Annotated in this window: 13 protein-coding genes and 1 pseudogene; 8 read left to right on the forward strand and 6 right to left on the reverse strand. The window is 70.5% G+C overall.

Features of this window, described 5'->3' with window-relative positions; genetic code table 11:
- The first annotated feature begins 232 nt into the window (after positions 1-232).
- Entirely contained in the window at positions 233-1,204 is a 972-nt protein-coding gene (locus BDW27_RS11425; protein WP_193374254.1) for a 4-hydroxy-3-methylbut-2-enyl diphosphate reductase, read from the forward strand.
- 146 nt (positions 1,205-1,350) lie between these two features.
- Here BDW27_RS11425 and BDW27_RS11430 read toward each other — a convergent pair whose 3' ends face one another.
- Entirely contained in the window at positions 1,351-1,941 is a 591-nt protein-coding gene (locus BDW27_RS11430) for a DUF4245 domain-containing protein (RefSeq protein ID WP_199560622.1), read from the reverse strand.
- Positions 1,942-2,144: 203 nt separating this feature from the next.
- Entirely contained in the window at positions 2,145-2,756 is a 612-nt protein-coding gene (locus BDW27_RS11435; RefSeq protein WP_110049281.1) for a TetR/AcrR family transcriptional regulator, read from the reverse strand.
- A 390-nt stretch (positions 2,757-3,146) separates the two neighbouring features.
- On the opposite strand from BDW27_RS11435, the gene glpX reads away from it, so the two are divergent.
- Both glpX and BDW27_RS11445 read left to right on the forward strand, forming a co-directional pair.
- Positions 3,147-4,172, forward strand: coding sequence for a class II fructose-bisphosphatase (glpX, locus tag BDW27_RS11440; RefSeq protein WP_026129480.1), 1,026 nt, complete (start codon positions 3,147-3,149; stop codon positions 4,170-4,172).
- A 151-nt stretch (positions 4,173-4,323) separates the two neighbouring features.
- Complete coding sequence (locus BDW27_RS11445; RefSeq protein ID WP_233515731.1) at positions 4,324-6,087, forward strand: hypothetical protein; 1,764 nt, start codon at positions 4,324-4,326, stop codon at positions 6,085-6,087.
- A gap of 69 nt (positions 6,088-6,156) precedes the next feature.
- Here BDW27_RS11445 and BDW27_RS11450 read toward each other — a convergent pair whose 3' ends face one another.
- Both BDW27_RS11450 and BDW27_RS11455 read right to left on the reverse strand, forming a co-directional pair.
- Positions 6,157-6,978 carry an ABC transporter permease gene (locus tag BDW27_RS11450; protein WP_017545840.1) on the reverse strand — a complete coding sequence of 274 codons (822 nt, stop codon included), beginning with the start codon at positions 6,976-6,978 and terminating at the stop codon, positions 6,157-6,159.
- Entirely contained in the window at positions 6,975-7,904 is a 930-nt protein-coding gene (locus tag BDW27_RS11455; protein ID WP_110049283.1) for an ABC transporter ATP-binding protein, read from the reverse strand. The genes BDW27_RS11450 and BDW27_RS11455 overlap by 4 nt, the downstream gene beginning before the upstream one ends.
- A 374-nt stretch (positions 7,905-8,278) precedes the next feature.
- Here BDW27_RS11455 and BDW27_RS11460 point away from each other — a divergent pair, with 374 nt between their 5' ends.
- The 5 genes from BDW27_RS11460 (at position 8,279) to BDW27_RS11480 (ending at position 13,397) form a co-directional block, all read left to right on the forward strand.
- Entirely contained in the window at positions 8,279-8,662 is a 384-nt protein-coding gene (locus BDW27_RS11460) for an RNHCP domain-containing protein (RefSeq protein WP_110049284.1), read from the forward strand.
- Complete coding sequence (locus BDW27_RS11465; protein WP_199560623.1) at positions 8,659-9,099, forward strand: RNHCP domain-containing protein; 441 nt, start codon at positions 8,659-8,661, stop codon at positions 9,097-9,099. Before BDW27_RS11460 ends, BDW27_RS11465 begins: the two co-directional genes overlap by 4 nt.
- A gap of 120 nt (positions 9,100-9,219) precedes the next feature.
- On the forward strand, positions 9,220-9,789 hold the full coding sequence (locus BDW27_RS11470; RefSeq protein WP_110049286.1) for a DUF1707 domain-containing protein: 570 nt from the start codon (positions 9,220-9,222) through the stop codon (positions 9,787-9,789).
- 143 nt (positions 9,790-9,932) lie between these two features.
- Positions 9,933-11,324 (forward strand): aspartate ammonia-lyase, encoded by a 1,392-nt coding sequence (locus BDW27_RS11475; protein WP_017545845.1) that lies wholly within the window; start codon positions 9,933-9,935, stop codon positions 11,322-11,324.
- A gap of 183 nt (positions 11,325-11,507) precedes the next feature.
- A complete protein-coding gene (locus BDW27_RS11480; protein WP_110049287.1) occupies positions 11,508-13,397 on the forward strand; it encodes a serine/threonine-protein kinase in 1,890 nt (629 codons plus the stop codon).
- A 77-nt stretch (positions 13,398-13,474) separates the two neighbouring features.
- On the opposite strand, the gene BDW27_RS11485 is transcribed toward BDW27_RS11480, so the two are convergent.
- Positions 13,475-14,122, reverse strand: a complete 648-nt coding sequence (locus BDW27_RS11485) for a hypothetical protein (RefSeq protein WP_017545847.1) — start codon at positions 14,120-14,122, stop codon at positions 13,475-13,477.
- A 58-nt stretch (positions 14,123-14,180) separates the two neighbouring features.
- Positions 14,181-14,354, reverse strand: a pseudogene (locus tag BDW27_RS27080) (lytic transglycosylase domain-containing protein); the annotation flags it as partial.

Below are 14,354 nucleotides of genomic sequence, written 5' to 3' on the forward strand. Positions count from 1 at the left end.
GGCCGAGTTGAGGGCGAACCGCCTCATACAGATGCGATGGTGAACCAGGATAGAGGAGGGAGTAACAGCATGAGCGGGCTGGAAGTGAACGATTTCGCCACTTCGACGCCGGATCGTGTGCGTTCGGTCGCACCGACGTCACCTGCCTGCGGTCCCGCCGTGGATGTACCCACGTCGGTGCCCTTTCCCACACCCGGACCCACGGCGCCGGATCACACCTAGGATGTGTCCCATGAGTGCGATGACGACTGCCACGAACCAACGCCGTGTGCTTCTCGCCAACCCGCGGGGGTACTGCGCCGGAGTCGACCGGGCGGTCATCACCGTCGAGAAGGCACTGGAACAGTATGGCGCCCCGATCTACGTGCGCAAACAGATCGTGCACAACACGCACGTCGTGCGCACGCTGGAGGAACGCGGCGCGATCTTCGTCGAGGAGACCGAGGAGGTGCCCGAGGGCGCCATCGTGGTCTTCTCCGCTCACGGTGTCTCGCCCGCCGTCCACGAGCAGGCCCAGCGCCGCCAGCTCAAGACGATCGACGCCACGTGCCCCCTGGTCACCAAGGTGCACAAGGAGGCCCAGCGCTTCGCCTCCGAGGACCGCGACATCATCCTCATCGGCCACATCGGCCACGAGGAGGTCGAGGGCACCAGCGGTGAGGCCCCGGACCACATCCAGATCGTGGAGAGCCCCGACGAGGTCCACAAGGTCGAGGTCCGCGACCCCGACAACGTGTCCTGGCTGTCCCAGACCACCCTCTCGGTGGACGAGACCAACCAGACCGTCGACGCCCTCCGCGAGCGGTTCCCGAACCTGCTCGACCCGCCCAGCGACGACATCTGCTACGCCACCTCCAACCGCCAGGACGCCGTCAAGGCCATGGCGCCCGAGTGCGAGCTGGTCATCGTGGTGGGCTCCGACAACTCCTCGAACTCCGTGCGCCTGGTCGAGGTCGCCCTGGACGCCGGGGCGAACGCCTCCTACCTGATCGACAACGCCACCCTGATGGACGAGGCCTGGCTGGAGGGCGTCACCACGGTGGGCGTGACCAGCGGCGCCTCGGTGCCCGACATCCTGGTCCGTGAGCTGCTCGACAAGCTGGCCGGGCACGGTTTCGGTTCGGTGAGCGCGGTGACGACCGCGGACGAGACCCTGACCTTCTCGCTGCCCAAGGAGCTCCGCCGGGACCTGCGCGCCGAGTAGGCGCCTCCCGACGTCGAGGGCCCCGCCGAACCGGACGGTTCGACGGGGCCCTTCGTGTGTGCCGGGCGGACCGCTGGGCTGGAGGGGACACGGCCGCTCGCAGCGATGGGCTCCGCCGCCACCGGCGAAAGCACCAAAGACTCGCCCTAGGAGTCGGCGTCCGCTGCCTCGGAGGCCTCGGCGCCGTCGCCCTCCTCGGTGTCCTCGGGTTCAGGGACGGGGAAGGTCTCCAGGTGCTCGGCCAGCTCGGCGAACTCGTCGACACCGGCGCTGCCGGCGACGACCAGGGTCCGATCGTCGCCGCGCAGCACGAGCGCGCCCCAGTCATCGGACTCCAGGTGCTCCCACTCCTGGTCGCCCACCATGACGGTGCCCACCGGCTCGGCGTCCTTGACGCTGTCGCGCACCACCGTGTCGGGGTCGTCGTCACTCTGGACCAGCCTGGCGTGGCTGTCCTTCGGGGTGGCGAACCCCACCGTCCACTCGACCGGGCCGTTCAGGTCCAGGGTGGAGCTGGTGGGCGTCCAGCCCTCGGGGAGATCCTCGGCAGGGGCGGTCACCGGATACTCGGCGCTGCTCCTGAGCACCTCGATGTCCGGGCGGAACTGGACTTCGGGGATGCGTTCACCCGATCGTGTGGAGACCACGAACGCCATCACCAGGATGATCGCGACGACGACCCCGAGGGAGATGGCGTAGTTCTTGAAGGTGGCGTTGGCCCGGCTGTATGAACTCATGACATGACCAGCTTGCCCCAGCTCTCGGGCCACTTCGACCTGGGGTGCGGTTAGCGGGTGTGAGCGGCGACCGGGCCCCTGACGGGAGCCGGGGTCGGCTGTGCGGGCTTCATCGGTGCGTCGAGAGGCAGCCTGGTGGTGACGCGAGGGCACCGCGCCGCAGGCGTCCGTTGACGCGTGGGCGGAGTGACCCGAAGACCGCCCTAGTCCCGCTGGCGGTGGCGCGGTTCGAGTTCGGTGAGCAGCCCGGTGATCTCGTCCGCGAGCCGGTGGGCGTCGGCGTCGTCGCGGCGCACGACCTCGGCCACGGCGAGGAGCATGGAACCGCTCACGACGATCAGCAGGGCCTCGTCGACGGGCTCGTCCGCCTTGCGGAACAGGGCCACGTTGCGGTCGGTCCACTGGGTGAGCCGGGACCGCAGCTGGTAGTCGAACCCGGGCGGGCCGTCGCCGCTGAAGAACAGCCGCGCGGTGTCGCGCTCCTCGATGCACCCGAGGAGGTAGGCGTGCGCGGCGATGTTCATCAGCCGTGTGGGATCACTCTCACCGTCGGACCGGGCGTCCCGGACCGCCTGGTGGGTGCGTTCCTGCTGGCGCTGCTGGAACTCCTCGTACAGGGCGACGTACAGGTCCGCCTTGCCGGTGAAGTGGTGGTAGAGGCTGCCGACGCTGGCCCCGGCGACCGAGACGACCTCGCTCACTCCGGCCCTGGCGAACCCCACCGTGCGGAACACCTGGGCCGCCGCCTGCAGCAGGGCACTGCGGGTGGCCGCGCCGCGCGGCGAGACCCGCGCGGGCTTGTCCGTCTTGTCCACTGTCACGCCCTCACTCCTGTCCGGGTCCCCACGAGCCTGGAGCGTTCCCCTGGGAGACCCCGGGAACTCCCCCCTGCCTCGCGGCGGCGGGCTTGACGCGACCGGCGCGCCTGACGACTGCTCTCCCGGCAGCCGGGACCGCCACGGCGTGGCCGATCCGGGTTCAGGTGCACGATGTTACGGGCCTCGTCGCGCTCGGTGATACCCGACCACCCGCACCCGGATCACCCGGGCGCGCCCGTGATCGGCCCCCGCTCGGGCGTTCGTCCGGCCGGGTGGCGTCCGACACGCGCGCCGCCCTCCCCGGGGACCGCGATAAACGGAGGTCACGTCGGGTGACTACCCTAAGAGAGAACCCCACCCTGTTTCCTGACGGAAGGTGTCACGTCCATGTCGCAGTCCAGTAGCCCGTCCGCGCAGCACTCGGCGCCCGACCGTAACCTCGCGCTGGAACTGGTCCGCGTCACCGAGACCGCCGCGCTGGCCGCGGCCCGTTGGGTCGGCAAGGGCGACAAGCTCGGCGCCGACGGCGCGGCCGTGCGCGGCATGCGCCACATGATCAGCACCGTGTCGATGAACGGCACCGTGGTGATCGGCGAGGGCGAGAAGGACAACGCCCCCATGCTCTACAACGGTGAGCGGGTCGGCGACGGCGGCGGCACCGACTGGGACGTCGCGGTCGACCCGATCGACGGCACCACCCTGACCGCCATGGGCATGCCCAACGCCATCGCGGTGATCGCGATGAGCCCGCGCAACACCATGTTCGACCCGTCCGCCGTGTTCTACATGGAGAAGCTGGCCACGGGCGCCGAGGCCGCCGACGTGGTGGACATCGCCGCGTCGCCCGCCGAGAACATCCGCGCGGTGGCCCGTGCCAAGGGCAAGTCGCCGCAGGACGTGACGGTCGTGATCCTGGACCGTCCGCGCCACAAGCAGCTGGTCCAGGACGTGCGCGACGCGGGCGCCCGGATCAAGTTCATCAGTGACGGCGACGTCGCGGGCGCCATCATGGCGGCGCGCCGGGGTACCGGCGTGGACCTCATGCTGGGCATCGGCGGCACGCCGGAGGGCATCATCACCGCGTGCGCCATGAAGTGCCTCGGCGGGGTCATCCAGGGCCGTCTGTGGCCCAAGGACGACCAGGAGCGCCAGAAGGCGATCGACGCGGGCCACGACCTGGACCGCGTACTGCTCACCGACGACCTCGTCTCCTCGGACGACGTGTTCTTCGCCGCGACGGGCATCACCGACGGCGAGCTGGTGGGCGGGGTCCGCTACGAGTCGACCGGTGTGACCACCGACTCCCTCGTCATGCGCGGCCGCAGCGGCACCGTGCGCCAGGTCCGGAGCGAGCACCGGCTGAGCAAGCTCTCGGCCTACAGCGGCGTGGACCTCACCTCCGCCCCGGAGTAGTCACCGCGCGACGGCGGTGCCTCGTCCTCGTGGACGGGGCACCGCCGTCGTGCTCTCGCGGTCGTGTGTGAACAACTCGGTGTTTCCCCGCATCAGACCCGTTGTTGGCCCAGCGCCCGCGCCTGTCCCGAACACCCTCGTCGGAGGTCCGATGTCCTACCCAGATCCCCCACAGCAGCCCCAGTGGCAGCCGCCGCAGCAGCCGGGCCAGGGGTTCCCCCAGCAGCAGGGCCCCGGCCAGCCGCACTTCGCCCCGCCCCAGCAGCCCGCTCCGCAGCCTCCCGGCGGCCAGTACCCGGGGCAGCAGTTCCCGGGCCAGCAGTACCCGGGTGCGGGCGGACCGCCGCCTCAGGGGCCGGGCGCCCCGATGGGCCCGGGCGGTCCCGGTGGACCCGGTGCCCCCATGGGTCCCGGTGGACCCGGTCAGCCGCCCCACGGCGGCCAGTACTCGGGCGGTCAGGTCCCGCCCTCGCGCGGCGGCCGCAAGTGGCTGATCCCCGCCGCGGCAGGTGTGGCCGTCGTGGTCATGGGCGGCACCCTGTGGGCGGCCGTCTCCCTGGTCGACTTCGGCGGACCGCAGCCCGAGTCCGTCCTGCCCGGCAACTCCGTGGCCTTCGGCAAGGTCGACCTGGACATCGACGGCTCCCAGATCATGGACCTCATCAGCTTCTCCCAGAAGCTCCCCGCAGAGGTCACCGAGGAGACCGGTGAGGTGGAGGAGGACACCACGGGTGTCTTCGCCGCAGCGTTCGCCGAGACCTTCGAGGTCGAGGAGTCCGAGGTGGAGGAGTGGATCGGGCAGAAGGCCGGTGTCGCCGCCTGGCCCGCCAGCGACCCCGAGGCCGCGGTGGACGACGGCATGGCACTCGCGCTGGCGCTGTCCGTGACGGACGCCGGTGCCGCGGAGGCCACGCTCGACGGGCTCCGCGAGGACGGTGACCTCGACTACACGATGGTCGACGACTTCGTGGTCATGGCCGAGGACGAGACCCAGATCAACGAGTACAACGACCAGATGTCGGCCCACGGCGACCTGGAGGGCAACGACACCTACACCGGCGACCTCGGCGACGTGCCGAACGGCAGCATCGCCCTGGCGTGGATGGACCTGGGCGCGTTCAGCGAGCTGACCGGGATGGACCAGGAGCTCGCGGCCGAGTTCGGTACCGGACTCGACTCCGCCGTCGAGGGGCGCATGACCGCCTCCATGCGGGTGGACGGCGACTACCTCGAGGCCCGGATGGACGTCTTCGGCTTCGAGGTGGAGGACGAGGCCCTGACCTGGCTGGCCGACGCCCCCGGCGCCAGCACGGAGGCCATGGGCGGACTGCCCTCCGGCACCGTGGCGGCCTTCGCCGGAAGCGGCATGGACCAGTCCCTGAGCACCGCCTGGGAGAGCGACGGCCTCCCGTTCCTCAACGAGGGCGACCGCACCGAGATGGAGTCGTTCTTCAACTCGGTCGGTGCCCCGCTGCCGGACGGGTTCACCTCGCTCCTGGGCGGCTCCACGGCCTTCGGCCTCACCTCGTTCGACCCGAACGGGCTCTCGGAGCCGTCCTTCCAGTACCACGCGGTCGGCGGGGACCAGCAGGCGATCGAGGGCTTCCTGGAGGAGGCCTTCGGTGGCCCCTACTCGACCGCCCAGCAGCCCGAGGTGAGCATGGACGGCGACACGGTGGTCGTCACCCACGGCAGGGCGGGTTCCGGCCAGCTGGCTGACGACGCCGTCTTCCAGCAGACCATGCAGGAGATGGACGACGCCGTATTGGCGGGCTTCTTCGACCTGCGCGAACTGCTGGTCGGCGGCGAGGTGAAGGCGCCCGGCGAGTGGGGCGCGGTCGGTGTCGGCGTGAGCGTGGTCGAGGAGGGCCAGCGGGCCGTGGTCGAACTGCGCTGGGCGCCCAGCGGGGGCTGATCCCCGCGGTGCGGAACCGGTGAGCGCGGCGGCGCGGGAGGGGATCCTCCCGCGCCGTCGCCGTTCCCGCTAGTTGACGACCCTGCGCCGCATCTGGAAGGCGGCCAGGTTCCACATCAGCACCACGAAGGCCAGCAGGACGCCGACGTGGCCGAGGGCGGCGAGGACGTCCAGACCGCCGAAGACCGCTCCCCGGATGAGTTCGACCGCGTGGTAGAGCGGGTTGACCATGGCGGCCGTCTGGACCCAGTCGGGCAGCTCGGTGAGCGGGAAGAACGTGCCCGCCATGAGGAACAGCGGGGTGAACAGACCGCTGAACACGTAGTCCATGGAGCGCACCGAGGTGATCACCGCCGAGATCCAGATGCCGAAGAGCGCGAAGGCGAACCCGGCGAGGAAGGCGATGAACGGCACCAGGAGCATCCCGGGGCCGGGCTTGAGCCCGAACCCGATCGCCACCAGCAGCGGCACGCAGCCGTAGACGCCGGACCTCAGCGCCAGCCACAGGGCCTCACCGGTGACGAGTTCGCGCACGTCCACGGGGGCGGCGAGGATGCCCTCGTAGGTGTGCAGGAAGCGGCGTTTGATGAAGGTGTTGATGACGGCGGGCATCATCGACTGGAACATCACCGACACCGCCACGATCCCGGTGCCGAGGAAGTCGATGTAGCTGAACCCGGCGAGGGTCCCGATGAGGGCGCCCATGCCGAAGCCGAAGCAGAGCAGGTAGAGGGTGGGTTCGACCACGGCGGCGAAGGTGGTGGCCCGCCAGGACTGCCCGTAGAGGATCCACTCGCGGGCGACCACTCCCCTGACCGCGTCGGCCTCGAACCGGCCGGGCCGGGCGTGCCGTTCGGGGCGGGCGTCCTCGTGACGCTGTGACAGGCTCATTCGACGGACTCCCCGGTCAGGGTCACGAACACGTCCTCCAGGTTGCTGTCCCTGCGGTCGGGGGTGCCCAGCTGCTCCCGGACCGACTCCGGGAGCTCCTCGGCGCGCAGCACGGACACCGTGGTGCCGGTGCGCCGGGTGGTGAAGCCGTGGCCGCGGAGCAGCCGTTCCAGGGCCGCCGTCCCGTCCGCGCCCGGTGTGTACTCCTCCACGCTGGCCCCCGCGTACTTGGCGACGAGGTCGGCGGGGGCTCCCCGCTCGACGACCCTCCCCCTCGCCATGAGGGCGACCTCGTCCGAGAGGCGCTCGGCCTCCTCGATGTAGTGGGTGGACATCAGGACGGTGGCGCCCTCGTCGCGCAGGGCGGTGATCACGCCCCACAGCTCCTGCCGCACCTGCGGATCCAGGCCGACGGTGGGTTCGTCCATGAGGACCAGTTCGGGCCGGTGCAGGAGCGCGCGGACGATGAGCAGGCGGCGGCGCATCCCGCCGGAGAGGTCGTCGACGGGGGTGTCGCCGCGGTCGCTGAGCTGCGCCAGGCGCAGGGTGCGGGCGATGGCCTCCTTGCGGCGGGCCCGGGGGACCCGGTACAGGAACGAGAACATCCGGAGGTTCTGCTCGACGGTGAGTTCCTCGTCGAGGTTGTCGTGCTGGGGGACGACGCCCATGCGGGCCCGCGCCCACTTGGACTCGGCGGGGATCTCATGACCGAGGATGCTGATGGTTCCCTCGTCGGCGATGGACTGGGCCGTGAGCATCTTCATGGTGGTGGACTTGCCAGCGCCGTTGGGACCGAGCAGTCCGAGGACGATTCCCTGGGGTACCTCCAGGTCGAGTCCGTCGACGGCCGTCAGCGATCCGAAGCGCTTGACGACGCCGCGCAGGTGCAGGGCTGGCACGGTGGAGTCCGCCTCGCGGGAGGTCATGGCGGCACTCCCGGGGACGGCCCGACCGGGCTCTGGTGTGGTCATGGGAACACGGTAGGCAGCGGAGCGCGTGAAAATCCATCGTTTATCCGCACGTGCCGGACGCCGGACCGGCGCCCGGAAAACCCGTTGCGCGGGTTCAGGTCGCCTCCCTACCGTGGAGGGGTCGGAACCGAACACGTACGCGCGGGCGTGAGCCCACGCAAGAAGGACTGAGGTCCATGCCCCGGAACGCGCCGAGCGCGCCTCACAGCCGCGCGGGTCTCCGCATGCCCCGACACCCTTCGGACGTCTGAACGGACCCCGCCCCACGTCGAGAACCGCTCGGCGCTCTTGCTGTCGACTCTTCACCTCTCCAGCAAGGAGCCTCCGGGTTGTCCCATCACGGTCCCGACCCCAGAACCACCGTTTCCGACCACTCCGCACGCGCCGTCTTCGGTTGCGTGCTCTGCGGCCTGTCCGTCTCCCTCCTGGGTTCCGACGGCGTTCCGCGTGACCACTGCCCGAGCTGTCTGACCTCGCTCCACGTCCACGACCAGGTCGAGGGCGGCGTCTGCGACTGCGAGGGGCGCATGACCCCGATCTCCGTCGTCGTCGCGCGCGACGGCCGATGGAGGCTGGTCCACCGCTGCGTGCGCTGCGACGAGCTCTCCGAGAGCGCCGTGGCCGCCGACGACAACCCGTTGGTGCTCATGCGGATCGCCGTGCGCCCGCTCGCCGAGCCGCCGTTCCCGCTCGAGATGCTCGGGGAGGTGTGAGCGTGGGTCGCGGTAACCACCGGCGCGTCCAGCGCAGGGAGCAGCGCCCCAAGACCGTCCTGCGGTCCCGGGGCGAACAGGGGCGGCGCCACGGCCCGGCCGCGGAGTCGTTCCGGTGCGCGCAGTGCCGGTTGGACGTCCCGCTGAGGGCGCCGGGCACGGCGCACCGCAACCACTGCCCGCACTGCCTGACCAGCCTGCACGTGGACGGGCGGGTCCCCGGCGACAGGGCCGCCGACTGCCGTGGCCGGATGGAGGCCGCCGGTGTCAGCGCCCGCCCGGACGGTGAGTGGCTGGTCGTCCACCGCTGCCTGGCGTGCGGCGAACTCAGCGCCAACCGGGTCGCGGGTGACGACAACGCCCGCGCCCTGGTGCGGATCGCGGTGCGTCCGCTTTCGGCCGCCGCTCCGGCGCGGCGCGCGTTGACACTCCTCTGACCAGGAGTGATCGAGTGATCGGTCGTGGGGTCGGGCCCCGCCCGGCCCCACGACCGCCGCCACCGTGAACGTCGCTCGCCTAGGGTGAGTGGCGTGAGTGAGGAAGTCTCCCCCGCCCGGATGAGGGCCTCCAACAGTGACCGCGAACGCGTCAGTGAGGTCCTGCGCTCCGCCGTGACCGACGGCCGGATCGACATGGAGGAGTTCGAGGAGCGCCTCGACCGCGTCGAGGCGGCCAGGACCCTCGGGGAACTGCCGGAGATCACCTCCGACCTCCTGCCCGCGGAGGAGCAGCCGATCCAGCTCGACCCCGAACCCATGGTGAGCTGGTTCACCACCCTCACCCGCCGGGGGCGCTGGGTGGCGCTCCCCGACGAGCAGGCGGGGGCCGTGTGCGGGCGCACCGAGATCGACATGCGTGAGGCCCTGCTCACACACAACCACCACCGGATGACGGTCAGCACGTTCCTCGGCCGGGTCGTGATCGACGTCCCCGAGGGCGTGGATGTGCGGCTCAACGGGTGGTCCTTCCTCGGCCGACGCAGCACCAACGCCCGGGACAGCACGATGTCCCGTCCGCCGGTCCTGGAGATCGACGGCTTCTGCCTGTTCGGGACGGTGCGGGTGCGCGCGCCCAGGCGCCGTCTCCTCCTCGGCCGCCGCAGGGCCCGCCGCCGGATCGAACGCTGACGGGGCGTCCGACTCAGCGCTGGTGACCTGCACGGATGTCAACATGACACGTGCAACACCGGGAACCCAGGGTGAGGTGCGTTGTGTCCTCCTGCGTCTGGCAGGCTTGAGGTCACAGGTTTTCCCAGGAGAGATGGGTTGCAATGAGTGAGTTCCGTATCGAGCACGACTCGATGGGTGAGGTCCAGGTCCCGGCCAAGGCCAAGTGGCGGGCCCAGACCCAGCGTGCCGTCGAGAACTTCCCGATCTCGGGCCAGGGGCTGGAGAACGCCCACATCGCCGCGCTCGGCCAGATCAAGGCCGCCGCGGCCAAGGTCAACGCCGAGCTCGGCGTGATCTCCGACGACCTCGGCAAGGCGGTGCGCGAGGCCGCCCTGGAGGTCGCCGACGGCAAGTGGAACGACGAGTTCCCGATCGACGTCTTCCAGACCGGTTCGGGCACCTCCAGCAACATGAACACCAACGAGGTCGTGGCGACCGTCGCCAAGGAGCGCACCGGCCTCGACGTCCACCCGAACGACCACGTGAACGCCTCGCAGTCGTCCAACGACGTGTTCCCCTCCTCCATCCACATCGCCGCCACCTCGGCCGTCCAGAACGAGCTGATCCCGGCGCTGCGCCACCTGGAGGGCGAGCTCACCCGCAAGTCGATCGAGTTCGCGGCGATCGTCAAGAGCGGCCGCACCCACCTGATGGACGCCACCCCGGTGACCCTGGGCCAGGAGTTCGCCGGGTTCGCCGCGCAGGTCCGCTACGGCGTGGAGCGCCTGGAGGCCGTCCTGCCGCGCGTGGCCGAGCTGCCCCTGGGCGGCACCGCCGTCGGCACCGGCATCAACACCCCCGAGGGCTTCTCCGCCCGGGTCATCGCCGAGATCGCCGCCAACACCGGCCTGCCGCTGACCGAGGCCCGCGACCACTTCGAGGCACAGGGCGCCCGCGACGCCCTGGTCGAGCTGTCCGGCCAGCTGCGGACCATCGCGGTCGGCTACTGCAAGATCGCCAACGACATCCGCTGGATGGGTTCCGGCCCGACCACCGGCCTGTCCGAGATCTTCCTCCCGGACCTCCAGCCGGGTTCGTCGATCATGCCGGGCAAGGTCAACCCGGTCCTGTGCGAGGCCATGCTCCAGGTCTCCTCGCAGGTCGTCGGCAACGACGCCGCGGTGGCCTTCGGCGGCGCCTCCGGCAACTTCGAGCTCAACGTGCAGCTGCCGATGATCGCGCGCAACGTGCTGGAGTCGATCCGCCTGCTGGCCAACGTCTCCACGGTCTTCGCCGACCGCTGCGTGGCCGGGATCAGGGCCAACGAGGAGCAGTGCCGCGTGTACGCGGAGTCCTCCCCGTCGATCGTCACCCCGCTCAACCGGTACATCGGCTACGAGGAGGCCGCCAAGGTCGCCAAGCAGTCGCTGGCCGAGAAGAAGACCATCCGCGAGGTCGTGCTGGAGCGCGGCTACGTGCAGGACGGCAAGCTCACCGAGGAGCAGCTCGACTCCGCCCTCGACGTCCTCAAGATGACCAACTCGCAGCAGTAGTCTCCACCGGTCCACGGGACCTCCGGGGCACCTCGCGAACGCGGGGTGCCCCCTCGTGCGTCACCGACGTCACCGTCTCGGCGCCGCACCGAGGGCCCGGAGGCCGGAACCTTCCCCCTACCGTGGGCGTCGGACCCAGTAGTCAGAACTTCCCGCAGAGTGCCCGCTCCGAGAGGGCGACAGATGTCGAGTAACAGCCAGCCGACCATCGCGAACCGCTACGTCCTGCGCCGAGAACTCGGCCGTGGCGGCATGGGGATCGTCTGGGAGGCGCACGACACGGCCCTGAACCGGGTCGTGGCGATCAAGCAGGTGCTGCTCCCCGGCCACTTCACCGAGGCCGAACGCGCCGACGCGCACGCGCGGGTCCGTCGGGAGGCCCAGTCCGCCGCACGGATCAACCACCCCACGGTCATCACCATCCACGACGTGTTCGAGTACGAGGACGACCCGTGGGTGGTCATGGAGCTGGTCGAGGGCGGTTCGCTCCAGGACCTGCTCGGCGGTTCGGGGCCGCTGCCCCCGGAGGAGGTCGCCGACATCGCCGAGTCGCTGCTCAAGGCGGTGCGCGCGGCGGACGCGGCCGGTGTCCTGCACCGGGACATCAAGCCGGGCAACATCATGATGTCCTCCGACGGGCGGGTCATCCTCACGGACTTCGGGATCGCCACCATGGAGGGCGGTCCGAGCATCACGCGGACCGGTGCCCTGATCGGTTCGCCCGAGTACATGCCGCCCGAGCGGCTGGAGGGCGGACCGGCCGAGCACCGTGGCGACCTGTGGAGCATCGGCGTGACGCTGTACGCGGCGGTGGAGGGGAGCTCCCCGTTCCGCCGAGACTCCATCACCGCCGCGATCGCCGCGGTCATCTCCGCCCAACTGCCGCCGATGACGAGGGCGGCGTGGCTGGAGCCGGTGATCACCGGTCTGCTGGAACGCGACCCGGACCGGCGGCTCACCGTGGGACAGGCCCTGGATCTGCTGGAGCGGTGCCGTGGCGGGGGCGGTGCGGCTTCCGGTGGCACGGGGCCGGGCGCGGCTGGTGCGGCCGGAGTGGCCGGTGCCGCCCTGGGCGCCGCCGCGAGCGGGCCGCAGACCCCCCATCCGGCCTCCCCGCCCAGCGGTGACGGCTACTACGGGCAGGGCCCCTACCCCGGGCACGACCAGTACGGTCAGCACGACCAGGAGCACTACGCGCACGCGGCGGGCTCGGTCGGGTACGACCAGGGCGGATACGGCCAGAGCGGGTACGGCCACGGTGGTCCCGGTGTCCACGACGGGCACGGCGGGCACGGAAGCGGTCACAGCGGCCCCCAGATGGCCATGGCCCATGGGGCGAGCGCACCGCGGGCGCGACGCCGCGGCTGCGGTCGGGGGACCGTACTGGCGCTGGGAACGCTGGCCGTGGCCGTTCTGCTGGTCATCGGCATCGTGATGGCGACGGCGCTGCGATCCGGCACGTCCACCGATGTGTCCGACACCCCGGTGGTCGAGCAGCCCGGACGGGCCGAGAGCCGCGAGCAGGTCGAGGACACACCGGACGGCGGAGTCCGGGTCGACGGCATTCCCCCCGAGTACGACGAGGACGACCTCCAGCCCTTCGACTCCGAGTGGTTCTCGATCTCCTACCCCGGCGGTTGGTCCCCCGACGACAGCCAGATCTCCGAGTCCATCGCGCTGTTCGTGGCTCCGGGGATGGAGCACGAGGTCATGGTGGAGGGCTGGGAGGAGACCGAGTTCACCGGCACCGCGGCGCAGTTCCTCGCCCAGACCGACGGCGGCACCGACATCGAGGACGCCACCAGCGGCTACGAGGTGCGCGACACCGAGGACTTCGACCGTGACGACTTCGAGGGCGGCCTGGCCGGGCTGGACGTCGCCATGGTCGAGGCCGACCTGGTCAACACCAACTGGGGCCAGTCGGAGCGGCGGCTCTGGGCCTACGCGGTGATCCTGGAGCAGGGCGACCACCGGGTGTTCTACTTGGTGAGCGTGAACGTGCCCCGGGAGGAGGCGGGTGACTTCGACAACGTCCACGAGGACGTCGTCGAGTCCTTCACCCCGCACAAGTAGACGTCAGGGTTTCGGACAGCGAAACGGCCCCGCGCGAGGTGCGCGGGGCCGCTTTCGTTGTTCGGGGGACCTGGTACCTAGTACCAGCCGACGGACTGGGAGTGCGCCCAGGCGTCGCAGGGGGTGCCGTAGCGGTCCTTGATGTAGCTCAGACCCCAGGAGATCTGGGTGGCGGGGTTGGTCCGCCAGTCCGAGCCGTGGGAGGCCATCTTGTCGCCGGGGAGCGACTGCGGGATGCCGTAGGCACCGGAGCTGGAGTTCTCCGCCTGGTAGTTCCAGTTGCTCTCCTTCTCCCACAGGGGCTCGAGGCAACTGTCGAACTGGTCGGCGCCCCAGCCCTCGGCGGCGACCATCTGGCGGGCGATGCCCTTGGGGTCGCCCGAGAACACGGGCTCCTCCTCCGCTTCCTCCTCTTCTTCCTCTTCCTCCTCGATGTCGCTGCCGCTGGCCTGGGTGGACTGCACCCCTTGGCCGTTGGCAGCGTCTCGCTGGTCCTGCGCCTGCGCGCGGAGCTCCAGGAGTTCGTCCTCGGTCAACTGTTCCGAGGCCGCGAAGAACTCGTCGCCCTCGGTTTCGGTGTCGGCCGCGGGTTCCTCGGACCTCGGCACGGCGGCGCTGGCCGCCATGTCCGGGTCCACACCGTCGTCCGCGAACGCGGAGACGGCGAACGTCGCACCGGCGACCAGGGTCGCCGCACCGACCGCCGCGGTACTACGCAGCGACATTCGGTTGAGTAGCACGATTGCCTTTCCCAAAAGGGGGTTAATGGCAGGGAAAAACCTATTAATACCAGTTGTTGGCCTGAGAGTGGGACCAGGCTCCGCACGGGTTCCCGTAGCGGTCCTTGATGTAGCTCAGACCCCAGGAGATCTGGGTGGCGGGGTTGGTCCGCCAGTCCGAGCCGTGGGAGGCCATCTTGTCGCCGGGGAGCGACTGCGGGATGCCGTAGGCACCGGA

The organism is Nocardiopsis sp. L17-MgMaSL7 (assembly GCF_003182025.1).
GTDB classification, from domain to species: Bacteria; Actinomycetota; Actinomycetes; order Streptosporangiales; family Streptosporangiaceae; genus Nocardiopsis; species Nocardiopsis prasina.